The 23,538-nt window shown below is 36.9% G+C and carries 24 protein-coding genes; 17 read left to right on the top strand and 7 right to left on the bottom strand.

Features of this window, described 5'->3' with window-relative positions; translation table 11 throughout:
- Position 1: 1 nt before the first annotated feature.
- A complete protein-coding gene (locus AC07YC_RS13245; RefSeq protein WP_494919609.1) occupies positions 2-355 on the bottom strand; it encodes a DUF2500 domain-containing protein in 354 nt (117 codons plus the stop codon).
- A 35-nt stretch (positions 356-390) separates the two neighbouring features.
- Entirely contained in the window at positions 391-918 is a 528-nt protein-coding gene (locus AC07YC_RS13240) for a YceI family protein (protein ID WP_494919608.1), read from the bottom strand.
- 356 nt (positions 919-1,274) lie between these two features.
- Here AC07YC_RS13240 and AC07YC_RS13235 point away from each other — a divergent pair, with 356 nt between their 5' ends.
- The 12 genes from AC07YC_RS13235 (at position 1,275) to AC07YC_RS13180 (ending at position 12,963) form a co-directional block, all read left to right on the top strand.
- The gene (locus AC07YC_RS13235; RefSeq protein ID WP_004231981.1) at positions 1,275-1,580 is read left to right on the top strand and encodes a winged helix-turn-helix transcriptional regulator; all 306 of its coding nucleotides are present in this window, start codon (positions 1,275-1,277) and stop codon (positions 1,578-1,580) included.
- A 207-nt stretch (positions 1,581-1,787) separates the two neighbouring features.
- Positions 1,788-2,702: a UDP-N-acetylmuramate dehydrogenase gene (gene murB / locus AC07YC_RS13230; RefSeq protein WP_008177120.1), complete on the top strand. Its 915-nt coding sequence runs from the start codon at positions 1,788-1,790 to the stop codon at positions 2,700-2,702.
- Between the two features lie 53 nt (positions 2,703-2,755).
- Entirely contained in the window at positions 2,756-3,511 is a 756-nt protein-coding gene (locus AC07YC_RS13225) for an exodeoxyribonuclease III (protein WP_494919607.1), read from the top strand.
- A 308-nt stretch (positions 3,512-3,819) separates the two neighbouring features.
- Positions 3,820-6,189 carry a penicillin acylase family protein gene (locus AC07YC_RS13220; protein ID WP_494919605.1) on the top strand — a complete coding sequence of 790 codons (2,370 nt, stop codon included), beginning with the start codon at positions 3,820-3,822 and terminating at the stop codon, positions 6,187-6,189.
- A gap of 145 nt (positions 6,190-6,334) precedes the next feature.
- Positions 6,335-6,706 carry an ArsR/SmtB family transcription factor gene (locus AC07YC_RS13215; protein WP_008177117.1) on the top strand — a complete coding sequence of 124 codons (372 nt, stop codon included), beginning with the start codon at positions 6,335-6,337 and terminating at the stop codon, positions 6,704-6,706.
- A complete protein-coding gene (locus tag AC07YC_RS13210) occupies positions 6,687-8,810 on the top strand; it encodes a heavy metal translocating P-type ATPase (protein WP_494919604.1) in 2,124 nt (707 codons plus the stop codon). The genes AC07YC_RS13215 and AC07YC_RS13210 overlap by 20 nt, the downstream gene beginning before the upstream one ends.
- Before the next feature lie 164 nt (positions 8,811-8,974).
- Positions 8,975-9,277 carry a late competence development ComFB family protein gene (locus AC07YC_RS13205; protein WP_008177114.1) on the top strand — a complete coding sequence of 101 codons (303 nt, stop codon included), beginning with the start codon at positions 8,975-8,977 and terminating at the stop codon, positions 9,275-9,277.
- A gap of 122 nt (positions 9,278-9,399) precedes the next feature.
- A complete protein-coding gene (gene mntR, locus AC07YC_RS13200; protein ID WP_008177112.1) occupies positions 9,400-9,819 on the top strand; it encodes a transcriptional regulator MntR in 420 nt (139 codons plus the stop codon).
- Positions 9,820-9,848: 29 nt separating this feature from the next.
- Positions 9,849-10,706, top strand: a complete 858-nt coding sequence (locus AC07YC_RS13195) for a CvfB family protein (RefSeq protein WP_494919603.1) — start codon at positions 9,849-9,851, stop codon at positions 10,704-10,706.
- A 138-nt stretch (positions 10,707-10,844) separates the two neighbouring features.
- On the top strand, positions 10,845-11,759 hold the full coding sequence (locus AC07YC_RS13190; protein ID WP_336635533.1) for a DUF1002 domain-containing protein: 915 nt from the start codon (positions 10,845-10,847) through the stop codon (positions 11,757-11,759).
- A 132-nt stretch (positions 11,760-11,891) separates the two neighbouring features.
- Complete coding sequence (locus AC07YC_RS13185) at positions 11,892-12,173, top strand: GNAT family N-acetyltransferase (RefSeq protein ID WP_008177108.1); 282 nt, start codon at positions 11,892-11,894, stop codon at positions 12,171-12,173.
- 481 nt (positions 12,174-12,654) lie between these two features.
- On the top strand, positions 12,655-12,963 hold the full coding sequence (locus AC07YC_RS13180) for a YbyB family protein (protein ID WP_008177106.1): 309 nt from the start codon (positions 12,655-12,657) through the stop codon (positions 12,961-12,963).
- A gap of 17 nt (positions 12,964-12,980) precedes the next feature.
- On the opposite strand, the gene AC07YC_RS13175 is transcribed toward AC07YC_RS13180, so the two are convergent.
- The 3 genes from AC07YC_RS13175 to AC07YC_RS13165 all read right to left on the bottom strand — a co-directional run bounded on the left by AC07YC_RS13175 (position 12,981) and on the right by AC07YC_RS13165 (position 16,765).
- Positions 12,981-14,123, bottom strand: a complete 1,143-nt coding sequence (locus AC07YC_RS13175; protein WP_107922306.1) for an MFS transporter — start codon at positions 14,121-14,123, stop codon at positions 12,981-12,983.
- Between the two features lie 121 nt (positions 14,124-14,244).
- Complete coding sequence (scpC, locus tag AC07YC_RS13170) at positions 14,245-15,765, bottom strand: succinyl-CoA:acetate CoA-transferase ScpC (protein WP_494919601.1); 1,521 nt, start codon at positions 15,763-15,765, stop codon at positions 14,245-14,247.
- 349 nt (positions 15,766-16,114) lie between these two features.
- The gene (locus AC07YC_RS13165) at positions 16,115-16,765 is read right to left on the bottom strand and encodes a LytTR family DNA-binding domain-containing protein (protein WP_008177095.1); all 651 of its coding nucleotides are present in this window, start codon (positions 16,763-16,765) and stop codon (positions 16,115-16,117) included.
- A gap of 505 nt (positions 16,766-17,270) precedes the next feature.
- Here AC07YC_RS13165 and AC07YC_RS13160 point away from each other — a divergent pair.
- From AC07YC_RS13160 to AC07YC_RS13145, 4 genes are all read left to right on the top strand, one after another.
- Entirely contained in the window at positions 17,271-18,065 is a 795-nt protein-coding gene (locus AC07YC_RS13160; RefSeq protein ID WP_025114261.1) for a helix-turn-helix transcriptional regulator, read from the top strand.
- A 169-nt stretch (positions 18,066-18,234) separates the two neighbouring features.
- The gene (gene yidC, locus AC07YC_RS13155) at positions 18,235-18,993 is read left to right on the top strand and encodes a membrane protein insertase YidC (protein WP_008177090.1); all 759 of its coding nucleotides are present in this window, start codon (positions 18,235-18,237) and stop codon (positions 18,991-18,993) included.
- Between the two features lie 51 nt (positions 18,994-19,044).
- Positions 19,045-19,296, top strand: coding sequence for a hypothetical protein (locus AC07YC_RS13150; RefSeq protein ID WP_494919599.1), 252 nt, complete (start codon positions 19,045-19,047; stop codon positions 19,294-19,296).
- 150 nt (positions 19,297-19,446) lie between these two features.
- The gene (locus AC07YC_RS13145) at positions 19,447-20,229 is read left to right on the top strand and encodes a M15 family metallopeptidase (protein WP_494919598.1); all 783 of its coding nucleotides are present in this window, start codon (positions 19,447-19,449) and stop codon (positions 20,227-20,229) included.
- 52 nt (positions 20,230-20,281) lie between these two features.
- Here the strand turns inward: AC07YC_RS13145 and cls are convergent, their stop codons facing one another.
- Entirely contained in the window at positions 20,282-21,739 is a 1,458-nt protein-coding gene (gene cls / locus AC07YC_RS13140) for a cardiolipin synthase (RefSeq protein ID WP_494919714.1), read from the bottom strand.
- A gap of 165 nt (positions 21,740-21,904) precedes the next feature.
- Positions 21,905-23,065, bottom strand: coding sequence for an MFS transporter (locus AC07YC_RS13135; protein WP_494919597.1), 1,161 nt, complete (start codon positions 23,063-23,065; stop codon positions 21,905-21,907).
- A gap of 333 nt (positions 23,066-23,398) precedes the next feature.
- On the opposite strand from AC07YC_RS13135, the gene AC07YC_RS13130 reads away from it, so the two are divergent.
- Positions 23,399-23,536, top strand: coding sequence for an Lmo0850 family protein (locus AC07YC_RS13130; RefSeq protein WP_164908744.1), 138 nt, complete (start codon positions 23,399-23,401; stop codon positions 23,534-23,536).
- The last annotated feature ends 2 nt before the right edge of the window (positions 23,537-23,538 follow it).

Below are 23,538 nucleotides of genomic sequence, written 5' to 3'. Positions count from 1 at the left end.
TTTATTGTCTTTCGAAAGTATGAAAGCGTGTGCCCTGAAACGTTAAAAGACCAATGTCACCCTCCACTAGCTGTCCAAAATTGCGACCATTCACTTTAAACTCCTGACGCTCCCCATGTCGTTCTTCAAACGTGATGAAATAAGAAGTATATGCCGCAGAATTAGTAGAGCCTCCCCGAATATTTGTACGTTTTGACACAACCTTAGCGGGTACAGTGAAGGTTTGTGATTGGTTATTAATAGACCAAGTGACCATAGCTTTAATAAGGCTGAAGGCAATGCTACCAAAAACAATAATAAAGACGATTGTAATAAAGCTCGATTCAAATGTAATTCCGTTATCAAACCATAGCATGTAAAGTTCCCTCTTTCCTTAAAGTAAATCAATAACTAAAGGGGGCTTAGCTCGACATCTACGACAATGTCAATCTCATCACTGATTAATACGCCACCTGTTTCTAGAATTGTATTGTAGACTAGATTAAAATTGCGTCGATCCATTTGTGTCTTTGCCTGAAAGCCATATACTTCTTGTGCCCAGGGATTAACACCGTTTCCTGTATATACTGTTGTAAATACGATAGGCTTTGTTATGTTTTTAATCGTTAAATCCCCGTGTATCAAAAAGGTTTTATCATTTTGTTTATCAATATATGTAGAGGTGAAAACTATTTTTGGATAGACGTCTGCATCAAAAAAATCTGGAGATACAAGGTGTACATCACGGTCGTGATTTTTTGTGGAGACGCTAGCCACGTCAATGGTAATAGAGATACTTGCATCCTGCATTTGCTCAATATTGGCTGCAGCAATTTCAGCGTTGTACGATTCGAAAGTACCGTGAATTTTAGATATCATCATATGTCGTACAGAAAAACTAAGTGTGGAATGACTGATATCAATAGTGTATTTTTTCATTTAAAAACCCCCTAAAACAGCATTCTACAACGAATAATAAAGGAAACAAATACCATATTCAATGGCTTTTTCATAAATAGGAATGGATCATCACTAATAAAAGTGTAAACTGTGAACATTTACAAGACTTAAAATAAATAGTTAGTCATATTACAGATATCTAGGGCATTGTATTATTAGGAGGACGGATGGTTTAACGATGGAAAGTTCCACCGCAATTGAAAAAGACTGAAAACTATAGTTACTTTTTGTAATTAAGTATATAAAAGTATATAAATTATTTTATGTAAATAAGTTACTCTAAATTTACATTTCCTGCAATAATCGTTACAATAGTTACATAGAGGTGAAGAAATATGAATGAGACAACTTTATGTCCTCGTTTAGCTAAAGCAATGGATTTAATCGGAAAACGATGGACGGGTTTAATATTATATCAATTATTAGATGGACCACAGCGTTTTAATGAAATAGAGTCGGCATTACCTGTTAGTGGCCGTTTATTATCAGAACGTTTAAAGGAACTGGAAAAAGAAGGACTTGTTGAACGTAAAGTGTATTCTGAAGTCCCAGTCCGAGTTGAATATTCTTTAACGGATAAAGGGCAAGCACTAGAAGGCGCTATCCGTAATATTGAAACATGGGCAAGTAGCTGGCTTTAAGTGAATCACTTGTTTCTTAGGTAGTATTGTGCCAAAAACGACACTTGGAATGACTGTCAATTTTCTTTATAATATTCATCATCTCTGCACAGGACTTACCTGTCTTTTTATGTGAGATAAAAATACCCTTCATTTTACTTGTCAAATTGGGGTTCTAAATCCATACTTGTGTAGAGTAAGAAGGACGTTAGAAAGGAATTAGCTCTCATGACAAAACAACAATGGGCAAAGGATTTAGCGAAGAGCATTAATCCTGCCAATATTAAGTTAGATGAATCATTACAACAATATACAATGACAAAATTAGGTGGCAAAGCAGATGTTTTTGTTCTTCCTGATACAGAAGAAGAAGCAGCATTTGTAATTCGCTATGCATATATAAATAATATTCCTTTATTAATGTTAGGTAACGGATCTAATATGGTTGTTCGTGATGGTGGTCATAGAGGAATCGTTGTAACCTTTTCAAATTTAGATGAGATTCGTATTAATGGTGAACATGTTTATGCTCAAAGTGGTGCGCTAATTAAAGATGTGTCGAAACTATCTGCCAAAGCCTCTTTAACAGGCTTCGAGTTTGCCTGTGGTATCCCTGGATCAATTGGTGGGGCAATGGCTATGAATGCAGGTGCTTATGGCGGTGAGATTAAAGATATCATTATTTCATCTAAGGTGTTAACAAAAGAGGGAGAAATTTTAACCTTGTCAAAGGATGAGCTTGAGCTTGGTTATCGTAAAAGCGTTATTGCGAAGAAAGGCTATTACGTGTTATCCTCTGAGTTCCAATTAGCTCCTGGTGAACAAGGGGAAATTGATGCGAAGATTGCTGACTTAACCTTTCAGCGAGAATCTAAGCAACCATTAGAATATCCATCTGCGGGAAGTGTTTTTAAACGCCCACCAGGTCATTTTGCAGGCAAGCTTATTCAAGATAGTGGCTTGCAGGGTAAAGGAGTAGGCGGTGCAGAGGTCTCTACGAAGCATGCAGGTTTTATTGTCAATAAAGGAAATGCTACTGCTTCTGATTATATTGCGACTATTCAAATGGTACAGCGGATTGTGAAAGAAAAATTCGGTATTGAATTAGAAACAGAAGTTAAAATTGTTGGTGATGATCTATAATGTGACGCTCTTCGCTTGAGTCGAAGGGCGTTTTTTTAAGGAGTGGGAATGAGATGAAATTTATATCATGGAATGTTAATGGCATTAGAGCTTGCCTGGGAAAAGGCTTTCTAGATTTCTTTCACCAAATAGAGGCAGATTTTTTTTGTATCCAAGAAACGAAATGTCAGGCTGGACAAGTAGAGCTTGCACTAGATGGTTATGAGCAATATTGGAACTATGCTCAAAAGAAAGGCTACTCGGGGACGGCTATATTTACAAAGCATACACCATTATCCGTTAAGTATGGAGTTGGCGATGAAAATTCTCAGGATGAGGGTAGAATCATTACTTTAGAATATCAAAATTTCTATTTAATAAATGTCTATACCCCCAATGCACAGCGAGATTTAGCGAGATTACCACTTCGACTAACTTGGGAAGATCGTTTAGCCGGCTATTTACAAGATTTGAATAGTAAGAAGCCTGTTGTCTATTGTGGTGACTTAAATGTTGCGCACACTGAAATAGATTTGAAAAATGCTAAATCGAATGTGGGGAATTCTGGATTTACAAATGAGGAGCGTGCGAAATTTTCGGAGCTTTTAGCCAGTGGTTTTGTAGATTCTTTCAGATACAAGCATCCTAATGAAACTGACCATTTTACATGGTGGTCCTATATGAATAAAGTACGTGAACGAAATATTGGCTGGCGCATCGACTACTTTATTGTGTCGGAGTCATTAAAAAATCAAATTGATCAAGCGATTATTCACCCACACATTATGGGCAGCGATCATTGTCCTATTGAATTACAACTACATGTCTAGCATTAAAAATCGTATTTTCTATTTGGAAATACGATTTTTTGTTTTTGCAATAATAATAGAATGAATAACAAAAGAGACTAATGAAAGGAAAGCCATTTATCTATGAAATATGTTTTTTAACAATGCTCTGTAGCCTTCATATAGCCAATTGTTTATACTAGTCTAATAGCGTATATTGACAAAATTTTGTATTTAAAGATGAATTTACTTACATAACAAACGAATATTCGCTATCGCCAATCTTTTAAACTTTGTTTTAAGGATTTTAAGAGGTAGGAATGAATATAGTGCACAGAGGGGGTAATGAGATGGAAAAGAGAAAGTTCAAATGGAGAAAGTGGCTCATCGTCCTTGCTGGGATCGTAGCGACTATAGCTATCGTAGCTTTTATCGGATTTACATGGTTTATGAATAAATCTAAGCCGATAATTGATGGCGAATTAGCTGTCAATATTTTAGAGCAGGATGTGTCGGTTACAAGGGACGACAAAGGGGTTCCTCATATTTTTGCCAAGACAGATGCTGATTTATATCGTGCGCAAGGTTATGTTCAGGCACAAGATCGATTATTCCAAATGGACTTAGCACGAAGACAGGCGAGTGGTCGATTATCAGAAATTATTGGGGAAGCAACAATAAATACGGACAAACACTTTCGTACATTTAGCTTACGCGATGCCGCTGAGAAATCACTCGCAGCCTATGATGAGGAAAGCAAGCAAGTACTAGAGTGGTATGCAGAAGGGGTAAATGCATTTATTGCGCAAGCTAAGGAAAATAAAACTTTAAGCTATGAATTTTCATTATTGGGCTACGAGCCAGAGGAATGGACAGTCGTAGATTCTTTAACGATTGGGAAGTATATGGCATACGATTTGGGAGGGAATTGGAATACACTTGCCTTCCGCCACTGGGCTTTACAAAATTTTGATGAAGAAAAGGCCAAAGAGTTATTTATTAAATATCCTGAAAATGCTTCATCTATTATTGAGGCAAACATTAAAAATCCTGTAGCGGTAGCAGGACAGTTTAATGCAGATCTACTGCCTAATGAATTTAACGGCAGTAATAACTGGGTTGTTTCTGGTGATAAAACTAAATCAGGTACTCCTATTTTGGCGGACGATCCTCACCTAGGATTGAGTACACCATCAATTTGGTATCAGATGCATCTGCAATCTCCACAACAAAATGTTAGTGGTGTTATTTTTGCAGGAATTCCAGGTGTTATTTTGGGCCATAATGATGATATAGCATGGGGTGTGACGAATGTTGGCCCAGATGTGCAGGATTTATATATTGAAATACCTAATCCCGATAATCCAACACAATACCGCTACGATGGAAAATGGGAGCAAGCCGAGGTACGTGATGAATCTATTAAGGTGAAGGACGGAGCAACTGTAGATTTTGAAGTGGTGGTGACACGCCATGGTCCGATTATGACGGATCTAGCATTCAAAGATACCAAGCCAACTGCACAATTTTCAATGCAGTGGACAGCGCTTCAATCAACTGCAGAATTACGTGCAGTAATTGGTTTTAATAAGGCGGAATCTTGGGATGACTTTGAAAAAGCTTTAGAAGACTTTAAGGCACCTGCGCAGAACTTCGTTTTTGCCTCAAAGGATGGCACCATTGCTTATAAAGCAAATGGTCAAATTCCTATTCGTAAGCAAGGTGAGGGTCAATTGCCAGTTCCAGGTGATTCTAGTGACTATGGTTGGGAAGGTTTTATTCCATGGGATGAGCTGCCAACAGTAGTGAATCCAGAGGAAGGCTTTATTGCTACCGCCAATAATCAAGTCGTAGGAGAGGAATATCCTTATCACATTACAGATTTCTGGGCTCAGCCTTACCGTTTTGAACGAATTAAAGAAGTGCTTGAGGCAAATGATTCGATAACGGTGGAAGATATGATGAACTTGCAAATGGATCAACATAATCTCTATGCAAGGGAATTTCTTCCTAGTTTATTAACATCTATGAAAGCGCAAGATCAGGATGGTACGTACACAGAGATTATTGCCATGCTGGAGAATTGGGATATGGTGGATGCTAAGGAATCAGGTGCACCACTCGTATTCCATACGCTTATGACCAAATTACAGGAAGTATTGTTTAAAGATCAAATGCCTGCAGATATGTATGACATCATGCATGGTAAATTTAATATTACAGACCAGCTTTTACGCACAGCCTATGCAGGGGGCAAGAGTATTTGGATAGAGGAGCAAGGTGGAGTTGATGCAACAGTTTACAAGGCACTTGAGCTTACCATTGCACAATTAGAAGATCAATTTGGTAAAAATGCATCCAAGTGGCAATGGGGAGATTTCCACCAGCTCACTTTTGATCATACGTTAGGTAGTGCTTCTCCAATTTTAGCTGCCTATTTTAATGCTAAAAAGGTTCCAATTGGAGGATCCAAGGTGACGGTACAGGCTGCTGATAATGACCTTGCTGGAAATGTGGACCACGGTGCTTCTTGGCGCTTTGTTGTGGATGTTGGTGATTTAACTTCTGGCTATCATATTGTTGGACCTGGTCAAAGTGGTCATGTAAAGTCTGATTGGTACCAAGATCAAGTACTTGATTGGGCAAATGGTGATTATCATCGAACTTTTGTAAAGCAGGAAGATATTAAAGGTAAAACATTAAAGTTAAAAGCGAAGTAACAAAAATGATTAGCGTACTTTTTAAAGTACGTTAATTTTTTTTACTAGGATATAAATCACAACATTCAAATATTCATTTGAATAAGATGGAATAATATGTTACATTGAATACAATCAAACGAATATTTGAATGAGGTGAGGAACAATGCCAAAAGAAATTTGTGAGGTGACGCAGGTACATGAAGAGGCGGTCACTAAGGTACAACAACAAATGCCTGATCTATCAGGGGTAGCAAAGTTTTTAAAAGCATTATCTGATGAAACAAGGCTTAAAATCGCCTTTGCTTTAACGGTAGAGGATGAATTATGTGTTTGTGATGTAGCATCGATTATTGGCTCGTCAGTCGCAACAGCATCACATCATTTACGTTACTTAAAAGATAATAATTTAGCAAAGTCACACCGCAAAGGGAAGCAAATGTATTACTCCTTAGCGGATGAGCATGTATTTCAAATTGTAACAATTGCCTATGAACATGCGAAAGAGGGGATTGCGAATGGTAGCGACGCCAACTAAACAAGAATACAGATTGCAGAATCTTTCCTGTGCTAGCTGTGCAGCGAAGTTTGAGAAAAATGTAAAGGCTATTCCTGAGGTGGGGGATGCACAAGTCAACTTTGGTGCTTCTAAAATAACGGTAGTCGGCAACATTAGTGTGAATCAAATTGAAGAAGCAGGTGCCTTTGATGGGATTAAGGTGTCGCAATCAGCAGTGAGAACAGTTGAAAAATCTACACCTTTTTACCGTAAAAAAGAGAATATTTTGGCAGGAATATCTTTGTTCTTTGTCATTCTAGGCTATTTATTTGTTTCTATGCAGGGAGAAACAAACCCGATGCCAATAGCCATGTTTATCATAGCTATTCTTGTAGGGGGAATTGGTATTTTTAAAACGGGCTTCCGTAATTTAGCTCGCTTTGAATTTGATATGAAGACCCTTATGACAATCGCTATTATTGGAGCTGCTATTATTGGGGAATGGGAAGAAGCGGCAGTTGTAGTCTTTCTATTTGCCGTAAGTGAAGCACTCGAAGCTTACTCTATGGATAAGGCAAGACAATCGATTCGAGGGTTAATGGATATCGCTCCACCGACAGCTATTATTAAAAGAGCGCATGGCGAGCATTTTCATGAGCTTGAACTGCCGACAGAAGAAATCGAGATAGGGGATATTTTACTTGTAAAGCCTGGGCAAAAGATTGCGATGGATGGCATTGTCATTAGCGGGCTGTCTGCAGTAAATCAAGCAGCTATAACAGGTGAGTCCATTCCAGTGAATAAAACAGTGAATGATGAAGTATTCGCAGGCACATTAAATGAAGAGGGTGCGCTTGAGGTTCGCGTGACAAAGCGAGTAGAAGACACAACAATTGCTAAAATCATTCATCTTGTAGAAGAGGCGCAGGCAGAGAAAGCACCTTCTCAGCAATTTGTAGATCGCTTTGCGAAGTATTACACACCAGCTATTATCATTGTTGCTTTTTTAGTAGCGGTTATTCCACCTTTATTTATAGGAGATTGGCAGCACTGGATTTACCAAGGCTTAGCAGTGCTAGTAGTGGGATGTCCTTGTGCACTCGTTGTTTCTACACCAGTAGCTATTGTCACTGCGATTGGAAATGCTGCAAGACAAGGTGTCCTGATTAAAGGCGGAATTCATTTAGAACAATTAGGACATATTGAAGCGGTAGCCTTTGATAAAACAGGTACATTAACCGAAGGACAGCCAGCTGTTACGGATATAGTGACAATGGATGGTTGGTCAGAGGACTATGTATTACAGCTAGTGGCAGCAGTAGAAAAACAGTCCCAGCACCCATTAGCAAAAGCAATATTAAATAGATTACACGATAAAAATTTATCTGAGCTAGTGCCTATAGAATTCCAATCAGTCACAGGCAAAGGAGCCTTTGCAACTGTTGATCAGCAGATTATTTACGTAGGTAGCATGAAATGGGTATCCACATTAGCTTCTATCGATAAAAATATAGAAAATCAGGTTAAAAAACTACAGGAACAGGGTAAGACAGTAGTAGCAGCGGTTTCGAAAAGCCAACTCATTGGATTAATTGGGATTGCTGATCAATTACGTCATGAAAGTAAGGATGTTTTGCAAAAACTTAATGCCCTCAAAGTAAAACATATGGTGATGTTAACAGGAGATGCAGAGCCTACTGCTAAGGCCATTGCTACATCATTACAGGTAACTGATGTGCGTGCTGGTTTATTACCAGAGGAAAAATTAATGGCGATTAAAGATTTACGTGCACAGTTCGGAGCCGTAGCAATGGTTGGGGATGGCGTAAATGATGCGCCAGCATTGGCCACTGCAAATGTGGGGATTGCAATGGGGGGAGCAGGCACAGATGCAGCTCTTGAGACAGCCGATATTGCCTTAATGGGTGACGATTTAACAAAGCTTCCTTACACAATTGGGTTAAGCAGAAAAACACTACGCATTATTAAGGAAAATATTATTTTTGCCCTAGCCTTAAAATTAATTGCGTTGCTGCTAGTTATCCCAGGATGGCTCACGTTATGGATAGCAATTTTTGCAGATATGGGCGCAACCCTATTAGTTGTTTTTAATTCATTAAGACTAATAAAAGCAAAAAAATAGTAGGTAAGATGTGTTTTGGTAGGAAAAAGCAGGAGATTAATCTTACTTTGACACTACTAATTTTGTGCGAATAGATGCTACTAGTGATTCTTGAAAAAGTACTTTTTAATGGCTATTATAGTTTCAGGAGTAATGTAACCATTCAATATAAATGAGGCGAAAGTTTGAATAAATCAGATCCTATTTTAGTAAATGTTACAGAAGAGATTGTGCGTGGTTTAGTAAGCTTTTTACTACGAGGACCGGAATATCAAACATTTTGTAAATGCGAAATCTGTGAACTCGACACGGTGGCACTTACACTAAATGCATTGCCGAGTAAGTATGTTACATCTATGGAAGCTAGAGACGAGGCATTTAAGGAAATGAATACTCCTGAAAGTATTGAGCGCATCAACAAAGAGATTATTCACGCGTTACATGTGGTAAATAAGTATCCTCGACACAAAGTGGAGCCTACTTCTTAAATGAAGAGGCTCTTTTTAGGTTGTACAGGTCGTGATTTTCTGGCATATGTATTTTCAGTTAACTTTTAAGCCAAGCTTGTAGTAAACTAGAGAGTAAGAAAAGGAAAGAGAGGGAAAAGGATATGCCAACACCAAGTATGGAGGACCATATCGAACAAATTTATTTACTAATCGCTAACAAAGGATATGCGCGAGTGTCTGACATTGCTGAAGCATTATCTGTTCTTCCTTCTTCTGTTACAAAAATGGTTCAAAAATTAGATAAAGATGGTTATTTAGTTTATGAAAAATACCGTGGACTGACATTGACGCCGAAAGGTGAAAAGCTAGGAAAGCGTCTTGTGCAGCGCCATGAATTGCTCGAGCAGTTTTTACGAATGATTGGTGTGGATGAAGAGCGTATATATAATGATGTTGAAGGAATTGAGCATCATTTAAGTTGGAATTCAATCGATCGTATAGCAGATCTTGTGCAAGTAATGGAAGAGAATCCAGACATCGTGAAAAAATTAGAGGCATCAAAGACACAGCACAATCTATAAAATGATGGTGTGGAGGAAAGGGAGACAATATGGACGCATTAAAATCAGGTGAAGTCGTTACATTAACGGTCTTAGAGCAGCAAACATCAAAATGGATTTTAACAAATGGAGTTGAAGAACTACCTTTAAATGCTTCAGAGGTAACAGAGCCGCTAACAGTAGGTGACCGCCTTGAAGTATTTTTATTTGTAGATCGACGAGGGGATTTAGCTGCTACAACAGCGATCCCAGCCTTTACACAAGGAGAATATGGTTGGGCGAAAGTGCTAAAAGTAGTAGAACGTGAAGGAGCTTATGTAGATATAGGTTCCTCCCGAGAAGTGTTAGTTAAAGCAGAGGATTTACCACCATTAAAAGAAGTATGGCCGGTTCCAGGTGATCATTTATTTATGACACTACGCACAGACCGTAACGGTGATTTATTTGGACGATTAGCAACGGAAGAAAAGATTTCGGAGCTATATGAAGGTGCATTTGAAGATTTGCATAATAAAAACATTCAGGCACGCCCATACCGTTTGTTACCAGTTGGCTCGTTTTTACTAGGTGTAGAACATCCATATCGCATTTTTGTACATGAATCAGAGCGTAATGCGGAGCCACGCTTAGGACAAGATGTAGTAGTTCGAATTATTGATGTAAAAGAAGATGGCTCCATGAACGGTTCTCTTTTGCCGCGAAAACATGAGCGCCTTTCCGAGGATGCGCAGCAAATTTTGAGCTATTTACAGGATGTTGGGGGCAAAATGCCATTTGGCGATAAATCCTCTCCTGAAGAAGTTCAAGAAATGTTCCATATGAGTAAGGGTGCCTTTAAACGTGCTTTAGGAACATTGATGAAAGCTGGTAAAGTAAAGCAACAGGACGGCTGGACTGAAGAAATCTAGTGGACGATTAATACAACTAAATAATAGCGACAAGAGACATCCTTGAAACCTTCTCTGCTTTTTTACGTACTAATAACTGTATAGTGGTATACATTATACAGGCTAATTATGAGGTTTTATCGAAAGGGGTCACACGATTTGAAAAAAACTTGGATGAAAATACTAACAGCTACTATGCTGGTATTTGGTGTGATGGCACCAGCGACAGGGTTTGCATCTGATAATACGCCTCCGAAAGCAATTGATGAAAAGTTAGGCGTTCCAATCGTTGTATATGGAGCAAATTTATCTGAAGCTGAAAAAGAGTCAGTAAAAAAATCATTAAAAGTCAATGAAGAACCTGAAATCGAAGAAATAACGGTATCAGGTCAGGATCTAGTTAAATACATTAAAGATAGTAATTCAAGTTCCCGCATGTATTCTTCTGCTAAAATTACACGAAGAGATGCTGGGGAAGGTCTAGTAATAGAAATTGTCACACCAACAAATATTACACAGGTGACATCAGAAATGTATGCGAATGCCATGTTAACGGCAGGGATTGAAGATGCTACAGTACAGGTGGCTGCACCTAAGGCGGTAACAGGGCATTCGGCGTTAGTTGGTATTTACAAAGCATATGAGGTTACTACAGGTGAAACGCTTGATATAGAACGAACAGATGTAGCAAATGAGGAGTTATCGGTTGCAACATCTATTGCTCAATCTGCAGGTGTGGATGATGCAAAGGTAGCTGAATTACTTACAGAAATTAAAAAGCAAATTGCTGAATTAAAGCCAGCTACACGTGAAGACGTTGAAAAGATCGTTCAAGAGCAATTAAACAAGCTTGACATCAATTTAAGTGAAAAGGACCGTCAATTGCTCGTAGATTTAATGGATAAAATCAGTAAGCTGGATATTGATTTCAGTAAATGGTCTGAACAATTAAACGATATTAGTAATACGATTCAGGAAAAGTTCGGCTCTCTTATGGAAGATAAAGGATTTTGGGAGAGTGTGAAAAGCTTCTTTGCTAATTTAAAAGATACGATATCTTCTTGGTTTAACTAATAATGAATAATAAAAGAATCTGTCATACTCATCTACTAGAATGAATGGACAGATTCTTTTTATTTAGAAGAGTCGCAAGTTTTGTGAAAATCCAAAAGGCTATGGTACTATGAATAAAAGGAGTGGTGAGAAATGGAATTTCAATTACAGCAATTAGCAGGAAATAAATTTGCATTTTTGAATGAACAAGCAGGGGAAAGACTTGCAGAAATTACTTGGCAGCAAAACGGGCAAGTAATGGTAATGGATCACACTTATGTATCAGATAAGCTCCGAGGTCAAGGGGTGGCCAAACAATTGCTTGATCAGGCAGCGCAGTATGCGCGTGAACACGGCTATAAGATGGAAGCAGTTTGTTCCTATGTAGTAGCGGCCTTTGCCAAATCAGATGCTTATAATGATGTAAAACGATAAAATAAAGGCAATCTGCTTATAATGATGTAAAACGATAAAATAAAGGCAATCTGCTTATAAGGAAAGCGGATTGCCTTTTAATTTCTATAGTAACTCATTCAAGTAGCTCCTTACAGAAGTATAACACCATAAATTAGTACGGTTAAAAGGCCTGCCCCACCTACTAATGAAGCCATGTCTATCCAATCATACGCTAAATCGAAATCCTTCATCCTAATCACGCTCCTATTTTTAGTATTAATTCATTAATTCCCTTTACTTGCCTTTTATAATCATAAAAAATTACATAATTATGATAAATGTCGAAAATTAAGCTGAATATTAATAGAAGAATGGTTAGTACGGCGGATATGTAGGCAAGTATATTTCTTATTCTTATATATATGCAGATAGAGATAAAAAAATAAATGTTTATTCTTCTAAGAATAGGGAAAAACTATAGTACAGAGCTAGTTTCTATATTTTTAGGAGGTAATAAATTATGGCTAAACGAAAAGGAACAGGTGTTGTCATTGCAGGATTAGCGGGATTAGCAGCATCTTATTTAAGTAAAAAAGAGAACCGTGATAAAGCACTATCGATGTTTAATAATATGAAATCGAGATTAGAATCGTATCTGACAACAGGTCCTGATATGCACGACAATATTGCAGAACGCGTATCAACAGAGGTGGCAACAGAGGCTGGTACTTCTCCAACGAAGATTGCTTCAAATGAAATGGTCGCTGAAGGTGGAGGACATACTGGTGTCCACTTCTATAATGAGGAAATTCAAGATAAGGAAAAATAATGACAAAACCTTCTCATCTATGCATGAGAAGGTCTTTTGTGTGGAAGTAGGATTACTCCAGCAAATATTAATAATACAATTCCCGTAAAGATAAAGCCGCTAATCACTCCAAGTGATAGCCATCCTAACAAGGAAGAACCTAATACTACACCGAGAGAGAAAAATGCATAGAAATAACCATATGCTTTCCCTCGTATTTCAGCCGTTGTAGAATCGATTAAAAGTGAATTGACGGAAGGGAAAAGGAATCCAAACCCTACCCCATAACATGCCATTGCTAGATAAAGCAAAGAGCTAGAATCGGCTTGGCTAATTAATAATTGGCTTAATCCCATTAATCCAATACCGAGCGACAATGTTTTTAGTGGGTTAACCTTATCAAAAATACGATTAGTTGGTAATAAAAAAACAAGTACAGCGATAATACCAAATGTGCTCATCAATGTGCCACTTAAACGAGAGTCAAAGCCCAGAGACTGAACTTTGAGCGGTAGAAGATATGCAATTACACCTTGTGAAAACATTAAGAAAAAAGCTCCTGAAAATGCCTTTAATGTTCCTGTATTATTAAAAAATACACTTATCGGAATATATGTACTTGGTGCCGCTTTTTCCTTTTTTACTTGATTTGCTCTTAGTAAAAAGAAAGAAAGGATCCCTAATAAAAGCATAAAGCTTGCCGTAATATTAAAAACAAATGGGACACTCGTCCGGCTTGCTAGAATACCACTAAAAGCAGGGCCAATAATAGCAGCAATACCAACAAAAGCGCCAGAAATAGCACTACCCTTACCTCTTTTTTCTTGCTCAGTAGCGTTTGCTAAAAATGTAAAGGCAGCAGGGACAATGAAGCCTGCAACAAGTCCATGAATAAAACGGACTACTAAAAGCGCAATAGGCTCCTCTACTAAGTTATAAAGTGTTAATGATAGACCTGTTGTTAAGAGACCAACGATGAGTATGATGAAAGGTCCTTTGCGATCCGTTAAAAAGCCTGAAATAATATTACCAAATGTATTGGATAACGAATACATACCTACTGCAAGACCTGTAAGGAATGCTGAGGCTCCTAAAGACTCAGCATATGTACTCATAACAGGTAGCTGGGTAAATAGGTCGAAAAAAGAAAAGAAAATAATTACATAAATAAATTTTTTCATAGCTCCTCCCATGAATTAGAACAAATTAGTAAGTTAGTTGCATATATTCCTATTATAACATTTCCAATAAAAAAGAACGCCCAATAAGTTTTCACTTAGTAGGCGTCCTAAAAATTGAAGATTAAGCTTTTGAAACTTCTTTTTTCATTGTTTTGTTTTTAGCAAGGTTTACATGCCAAGAAAGTGCTTCCTCTAAAAGGTGAGGCGTTTGATGGCTACCAGTTGCTTCGACAGCACGGTTGTAGTAATCCCATAATTGCTCTTTATAATCTGGGTGTGCACAGTTTTCAATAATTAAAGGTACACGTTCTTTTGGTGCAAGACCACGTAAGTCAGCGATACCTTGTTCTGTTACGATAACATCTACATCATGCTCAGTATGGTCAACATGAGATACCATTGGTACGATAGAAGAAATTGCTCCACCTTTTGCGTATGATTTTGTAACAAAAATACCAAGGCGTGCGTTACGAGCGAAGTCTCCTGAACCACCGATACCGTTCATCATACGTGTACCAGAGACATGCGTTGAGTTTACGTTACCATAAATATCTAACTCAAGAGCTGTGTTGATTGAGATTAGACCCAAACGACGGATAAGCTCAGGGTGGTTAGAAATTTCTTGTGGACGTAAGCAAATTTTATCAGCATATTTTTCTAAATTGCCATATACTTTTTGCTGTAATTCTTCAGTTAATGTAATTGAAGTTGCAGCGGCAAATTTAACCTTACCTGCATCGATTAAGTTAAATACTGCATCTTGAAGTACTTCTGATGCCACGATTAAATCTTCAAATTCTGAATCTGCAAAGCCATCAAGTACAGCGTTTGCAACAGAACCAACACCAGATTGTAATGGCATTAATTGTTTTGTTAAACGACCTGCTTTAATTTCATTGCTAAAGAAGTCTAATAAAATGTTTGCCATAGTTTGTGTTTCTTCATCTGGAGGTACAATTAATGAAGGAGCATCTGGCTCTTCAGAAATAACAATTGCTTTAATTTTAGCTGGATCCACTTTAATACCGATATCACCAATGCGTTGCATAGCGTCTGTCATTGGGATAGCTTCACGTTTACCTTGTTCGCTAGGTACATAAATATCATGAATGCCGATTAAAGCCTCTGGATGTGAGATGTTTAACTCGATAATAATATTTTCTGCATATTCTGCAAAGATAGGTGAGTTACCTACAGAGTTTGTTGGAATGATTAACCCATCTTCAGTAATAGCAACCGCTTCAAGAATTAAATACTTAATTGGTCCGATAATTCCTTGGCGCACTAGCTCAGCATTATGAGAAAGGTGAGCATCTACATATAAAACATCACCAGAGTTAATTAAATTACGGATACCAGCGTCCCCTTGGAATGGTCCACGTTTACGAATGGCACCAGCTTCTGCTAAGTACTTATCCACTTCTGGTCCTAATGATGCACCTGTATATACATCAATTTTGAATTCTTCATTTTTTGCTCGCTCAACTAAAGCCATTGGTACAACTTTTGCGTCCCCAGCACGAGTAAAACCACTCATCCCAACTACATCACCATTAGAAATAAGCGCTGCTGCTTCTTCAGCAGTGACAATTTTACTCTCAAGCTCTTTTAAACCTAGGCGTTTTTGAACATTTGCATCCATAAAAAAATCCTCCCCTAAATAATTTTGATGGAAACCGATTACAAAACTAGAAAAAACATTTGAGAATTTTCTGTTTATTCAGTTGTAGTATGACTCCAACCATTTGAATAATACTATCACCAAATTGTCACAATTACTTTATGAATAGCATTAAATTGAGTAAAAAAAGGAAAATCGAGCATTAAGATGATTTTTCGACAGAGAAAACGTTTTATTGTAGAGCTGTATAAATATAGGTAATATCTACATAAAAACTATGCAAAAATTGTTAATAGGGGATAGAAGGGGTCTATTTCGGATTAAAAAAATACAGCGAACAATCCACATAGATTGCTCGCTGTATTTAAAATTAGAAACCTAAAGAACGGCGGAAATAGCTTGCATAGCGTTGGCTAACAGGGATACGAGTACCGTCTTTCATAATTAATAAAAACGTTGAGTGAGAATCTGGTTGAATTTCATCGATGTAGTCAATGTTAACGATGTAAGAGCGGTGACAACGAATAAATGAATCAGGTGCTAAAAATAGCTCTAAATCACTTAGGTTTAAACGGTGATAACCTTCACGAGACATTGTTTTAACAAATGTTTTACGGAGTTGTGTTTCTAAATAAATCACTTGATCATGCTTAATTGGGTACCAGCAATCATCGATTTTAATGGTAATGTAGTTTGTTAAGAATGCTGATGGTTTTTGCGGGAAGATAGCAGTAATAGCTCCTTTAGTTTCGCCTTCCTCCATTAAAGGAATACTCATACCGTAATAGGCTACACCAAAAACATCAGGTTCGATGTATGAGCTAATTTTTTGACCATAGCTTAGGGCTTTGTGAGCCGCTGAACCTTCTTTAATAGGGTCGCCAGGCTTAATTTTTAAATCAACCTTTTTACTTGGCTGGTAATACAAATACTCATTGGTATCAGAGATAGCAATGGAAGTATTCTCGGGAAAGAATTCCTTAATGATCTCCATAATTTCTTCTATTTGTTTTGGTTCCACTTTAAACACCTCGTCTAAACTTTTAAAAATAGTATTATCATCTATTTTACTACATAATCATATAAATTATATAGAGAAGATTTAGGAATAAAATAGAAAAATGTCGATTGACTCATTAGAATGGTGAAATTTGTCTTGTATAATTTGTAAATACATTTAGATAATGACTAAAATATTTTGATACGTATATGGTAAAATTTAATTGTTAGGAATAAGTTTACAAGGTTTCTACTATGCCTATGTGATAAATTAGAACTAGAGTAGCAATTAAAATGTGGTTGAAAGGAAATCGCAGAATATGGTAAAATTCACTGTATAGTCTATTTTCTTGTGTTCTGGTGTTTAAGTTAGGTTATTTATAAGGTAGTTTTTTAAAAAAAATGTGAAATAGGACTCAGTTCTTAAGATAAATTAATAAATACTATTTTCTTATTTTTTATTCACTGGGATTGATGTCAAATATTGTAATGCAGTTCGTGCACTCTGAGGAAAGATGGGGAAGATTATGCAACTACATCAACATTCTATGTCAGAAACGATTTCCAAAAGATACTTCCAAGAAATCGATAATATAAATCAATATATCGGCGTCGAAGAATTTTTTAATATTGAATCGAAATTAATTTTTGAAATTTACCATTTAGAATCCACCAAAGCGAAAAAATCTTTACATGAATTAATTGATATTCTTTCAATTCGTTTTGGGAAGCAGGTCATTAAAATTGTTCGAGGTTATTTTTCCGTTTTGTCTTCGATCGTTGCTCGAAAATTGCTAGACAATCAAGTACCTTCAAAAAAGGCATTTGCTTTCAATATTGCTTGTAATGATATGATCGAAAACCAAATGAAAGACGCAGAATTTTTGCAATTTGCCGATGATTTAATTGATTTCTTTGTTTATTTTATTGCAGATCGCAAACAACCGACTTTCCGACATCAAACTGTCAACAAAGTGATCATGTATATAAATGATGAATTAGAAAATGATTTAACTGTGGAAAGTATAGCTAACAATTTCCACATAAGTACTAGCCACTTATCACGTATTTTTAGAGAACATGTAGGTATTACATTAGTTGAATACTTAAATGTTCGACGTGTAGAAGAGTCACAATACTACTTACGACATACCAACAAAAGTATCACATCTATATCTGATCAATTCCATTTCTGTAACCAAAGTTATTTTACACGTATTTTCAAAAAGTATACTGGTGTTACGCCGAAGCATTTTAGAGATGAGCTTCATCATGAATTTTACCGATTTGAAATGGCTGAGACAGAATTACAAAATGCATAGCTTTTGAGCATAGAAAAATATGAGGTGCGGAGGTGTTAGCTATACTGCTATAGCTCGCACCTTTTTTTTATGAAAATAACAAAGATAAATAGTAGCACTTGCTATTTGATAAAGATAGACCCTATAAGGTATACTTCACAGTAGTTGATAAATTATAGTAGGTGGAAAAATGAAAAATTTGAAACTATTTTCAATGCTTGGGCTGGCTGTTTTTGTACTTAGTGGCTGTCAAGCAGTGCAAAACAAAGAAGGTTTTTTCTATAGTATCTTTGTAAAACCTATGGAATTTTTATTGGAATTTTTCGGGAACAATATCTTTGCAGGCAGTTATGGTTTAGCAATCATAGCGATTACTGTTCTAATCCGTTTAGTCTTAATGCCAATTATGTTGAAAAATTATCGTCAACAACAATTGATGAAAACAAAAATGGATGCATTCAAGCCTGAAATGGAAGCAGTTCAGAAGAAAATGAAAGAAGCTAAGACAAAAGAAGAGCAAACGCAATATCAACAAGAAATGATGGCTCTCTATCAAAAGCACGGCATTAATCCATTAAACATGGGATGCTTACCAATGTTAATCCAAATGCCGATTATTATGGGTCTTTATTTCTCAATTTTATATTCGACAGATGTGAAGTCACATGAGTTTTTATGGTTTAGCTTAGGGTCACCTGATATCGTCATGACGATTGTAGCGGGTATTGTGTACCTCGTTCAGGCACGAGTATCATTATGGACTGTACCTGAGCAGCAAAAGGCTCAAATGAAAATGTTTATTTATATTTCACCAATTATGATTGTCTTTATTTCAATGTCATCTATGGCAGCATTACCTTTGTATTGGTCTGTCAGTGGTGCGTTGTTAATTCTACAAACATATATTGGGCGAAAGTACTATTCGCAACATCCAGAAAAAGCAAAATAATTTATTCATGTCGAGGCGCCTCTGTTGCCTCGATTTTTTTAGGGGGACAACATGATGAACAGAAAATGGCTATCATCCATTTTAGTCGCTATTTTTAGTATTGCGGCACTTGCATTTATTATTATAGGGCAATTTAATTTTGCTGTACTTGCGATGACGATTATGTTTGCCATGTCAAATGGCTTTAGAGCAAAGAGTTTTGAAGAACAAGGATATAGAAAAGAAGCGAAATGGATGAAGTATATGGCGATATTTTTTGCGTTAGCTTCAATCATCGTTTTCATCATTATTCTTACAGACTAATATTTGCAAAATAACAGGTGAATTTCACACCTGAGCATGTGAACAGTGCTAAAATGAGATTATATCAATCAAGTAATAAAATAAGATAAGTATTTACAGAGGGAGGACCTACTCTTTTCGTATGTGCTATTTTTAAAAGGGGCATAAATAGTGAAAAACAATCGTCTTTTGCTCATCATGGGTGCTTTGATTTCTGTTGCGTTAATCGTATCTATTTTTGTAGTTTACAACTATAAAAATAATCAAGTAAATAGTGCATCTAATGAGCAACCAAAATCTACAGAAACAAATAAATCAACAGAGCAAGATTCTTCTACAACAGAGAAGACAGACACTACACCTGAAACAACTGAAAAGCCAGAGCAGCAACCAGACGAAAATGGCTATCTGCCTAATCAAACATTACCTACCGAACCAACTTATATAAAAGGCATTCTGCTAGCAAATAAAATTTATCCGCTTCCTTCTACCTTTACACCTGAGGAAAATCCAGAAGCAAGACAAGCGCTCAATCAAATGCTAGAGGCTGCCAAGCAACAAGGGTTTGATTTAGTTGCTTTTAGCGGTTATCGTTCTTTTGAATATCAAACAACGCTTTATAACAACTATGTTAATCGTGATGGACAAGCGGCGGCAGATCGATACAGTGCTCGTCCAGGCTATTCAGAACACCAAACAGGCTTAGCGTTTGATATAGGAGAGCGTGGAAAAGAAGATGTATGGCTGACAGAGGAATTTGGAGAAACACCAGCAGGGCAGTGGTTATTTGCACACGCTCAAGAGTATGGGTTTATTCTACGATTCCCTCAAAACAAAGAGGAAATTACAGGCTATATGTATGAGTCTTGGCATTATCGTTATGTTGGTAAGGATGTAGCTAAAGAAATTGCTAAGCAAAGCATTACGCTAGAAGAATATTTAGGCGTGAAATAAGAAAAAGGAAGAGATGCGGTTCTCCATGAACAAGCTCTCTTCCTTTTTCATTTTATAAGATAGGCGTTAATAACCGAGATATGGATTCTTTAAATTTGATCAATGATGAACGGTTTTGGTACATCTCCCACGTCAGCTCTGTACAATCAAAAATATCCTTTTCAAACAGCTCTGCCAGCTGATGCGAAATATTGGCATCATAGATAAAGGCATTCACCTCGAAATTTAAGCTAAAGCTTCGAACATCGATATTAGCTGTACCAACAGAGGAAGCTTCGTCATCGATAATGATAGCTTTGGCATGAATAAAGCCCTTTTCATAGATATATACTTTTGCTCCTGCACGAAGTAGCTGTCCAACATAGGAATATGTAGCCCAATAAACAAACATGTGATCTGGCTTGTTAGGGATCATAATACGTACATCGATACCGGACAAAGTCGCAATTTTAATGGCATCTAAGAAGCTTACATCTGGAATAAAATAAGGCGTTTGAATATAAATGTACTTTTGGGCCATATTTATCAGCTTTAAGTAACCAATCTTAATTTGCTCCCAATCGGAGTCAGGTCCGCTTGATACAATTTGTAAACCAACATCACCTTTTTTCGGGATGGCAGGGAAGTAGCGGTCCGAGTAACCCATCTTTTGCTGGGAGCTTGCTTGATTCCAATCTAATAAAAAGCGTGTTTGGAGTGGATGTACGGCACTACCTTCAATACGTAAATGTGTATCTCTCCAATACCCAAACTTTTTTTGTAAGCCTAAATATTCATCCCCAACATTAAAACCTCCGATATAGCCAATACGGCCATCAATGACAACGATTTTTCGGTGATTTCTAAAATTTAAACGGGGATTAAGTAGTGGGAAGATGGAAGGGAAGAAGACTTCTACCTCGCCTCCGGCATTAAGCAATTCTTTGAAATGACGTTTCTTCACATTACGTGAGCCCATCTCATCATAGAGGAGGCGTACTTTGACACCTTGCTGCGCCTTTTTAATTAGTGCTTGAACGATTCGTGTTCCTAAATCATCAAGACGGAAGATATAGTATTGAATATGGATATGGTCCTTAGCCGCTTCAATATCTTTAAGGAGCTGTTCAAATTTATTGGCCCCATCGTCAAAAATATCTAAATGATTGTCCTGCGTTAAAACGGCATTGTTTGTTCTAAGGTGCATGTAAATCATCTCTTGATAATTCTCTGCATTTGAAATACGAAATTCAAATGTTTCATCACGGATGGCATCCATTTGATAGTTGATGAGCGTATCAATACCGATATCTTTACGCCCTTCCCAACGGAATAAATGTTTTTTTCGTAACTGTCTTCCAAGTAGTAGATACAAAATAAACCCAGCTAATGGTATGAAAAATAGTACGAGAATCCATGCCCATGTAGAAGTAGCATCTTTACGTTCTAAAAAAATGATAGTCAGGGCTAATAAAATATTAAAAAATAAAGTTAAAGGAACTAAGTATTCTATATCTGTAAAAATGCTCATTCCTACACCTGCCTTTACTATTGATAATAACATACTTAGTATAGCCTACTTCAAATGAGGAAAGTAGATTTTAAGTGTGAGTTGCATAGAAAAGGATTATCTCTATGATTTACTAGAGATAATCCGAATTGCTTGTTAATCATTCTATCGTAGCCATGATCAATGTTAATCAAAACGCAACGATTTTTTAGAGGCTTTAAAAATAAAAATTAAGCTAATAGAAAGAATAGCGATTACGGCTGATGTATAGTAACCGAGACTTGCATGCATTGTAAATAACCAGGTGAAAAATAGTGGACCTAGTATGCGTCCTAGATTATCCATGGAATAAGATAGTCCAGCTGCTGTACCATATTGCCCGCCAGATTCTTTAGAGGATAGTGAAACAACACATGTTCTCGCAAGTGCGTTTCCAGCTGTAAAGACACATAATGCTAGCCCTGCGATAAATAGGTTAGCGGTTAACGTAAATAAAAGCATCCCCACTGCTGTTACAATTTGTGCCCCAATTAGCCATGTAGTCTCACTGCCGTTTTTAATTCGGCGAACGACACCACCTTGAATCGCAGCATCAACAAAGCCACTAAACATAAATAAATAACCAATTTGTAATGGGGTAATTTGAATTTTTTCGATTTGGAATAGTTGGAATGTAGCTTCAACACCTGCTAACATAAATGTTACTAAAAATGAAAACATAAATAAGTAACGCACACGGTATTGTAGCATTCTCCCAGCACCTTTTGGCACAATAGCACGTTTATTTGAATCTTTTCGTTTTTCAGGTTCTTTTAAGACGAAACTTGCATAAATAAATAATAGTCCAATTAATATAGCTGATGCGATAAACGGTAATTGCAAGCTATAATGCCCTAGCATTCCACCAATTGCTGGGCCAAAAATAAATCCTAGACCAATGGACATACCCATAAAGCCCATATATTTATTACGTGTCTCCTCGCTAGACATATCTGCAATAAATCCTGTTACAGCCGTATATAAAGCTCCAGAAAATAATCCTCCTACAACGCGGGAAACATATAAAATAGCTAAGTTATCAATAAATAATGAAAAAATAACAAAGCTTAGGCTAAAACCAATAAGTCCCGTTAAGATTAGCTGTTTACGACCTACCTTATCTGATAGCATGCCCCAAAATGGTGCAGTGAAAAAGCTAGCTAATGAATAGACGGTCAGTAAACCACCAACATGGAGATTATCCCAATTTTGCTGCACAATAACCTCAGGTAAGACTGGAATAATAATACCGAACCCTAGGTAAACGAGGAATTGAACAGACATTAATAATAAAATTGCCTTTTTCATACAGTTCCCTGCTTTCATACAATATTTCAATATGTATATTCTAACCCCGTTGTTCTTGCTATTACAAGAAAACGGAAGGAGAAACATGGATAGACGGCTTTCTTTTGCTGTGAAATAAAGTAAATGAATAAAATATGGGGGTTTAGGTTAGTTTATAAATGTTTGGTGGTGAACAGGGCAGGGTATAAAAAAATACGATGTCACAAAAAAGAAAAATTTCAAAGCAAAGTTAAATGGTATGATAAACTTGTCAGACATCATACTCATAGAAAAATGAAACTTTTTTGCCAATTAAACGTTATATAAAATCGAGGAAAGATTGAGGTGGAATGTATGAGGAAAGAAGTAGATTTGAAAAAGATTGTTTCGAATTTATCTAAGTTGGGTGTAACAGCCACTGTAACAAAGTCTCGACTAGAACTTTTAAAAGTGCTAACACCACCAACGCAGACACCGCAAGTTCAAGCTTAACT

Source organism: Lysinibacillus sp. GW247-5R2A (genome assembly GCF_059424475.1).
This window is presented reverse-complemented; position numbering and strand designations above follow the sequence as displayed.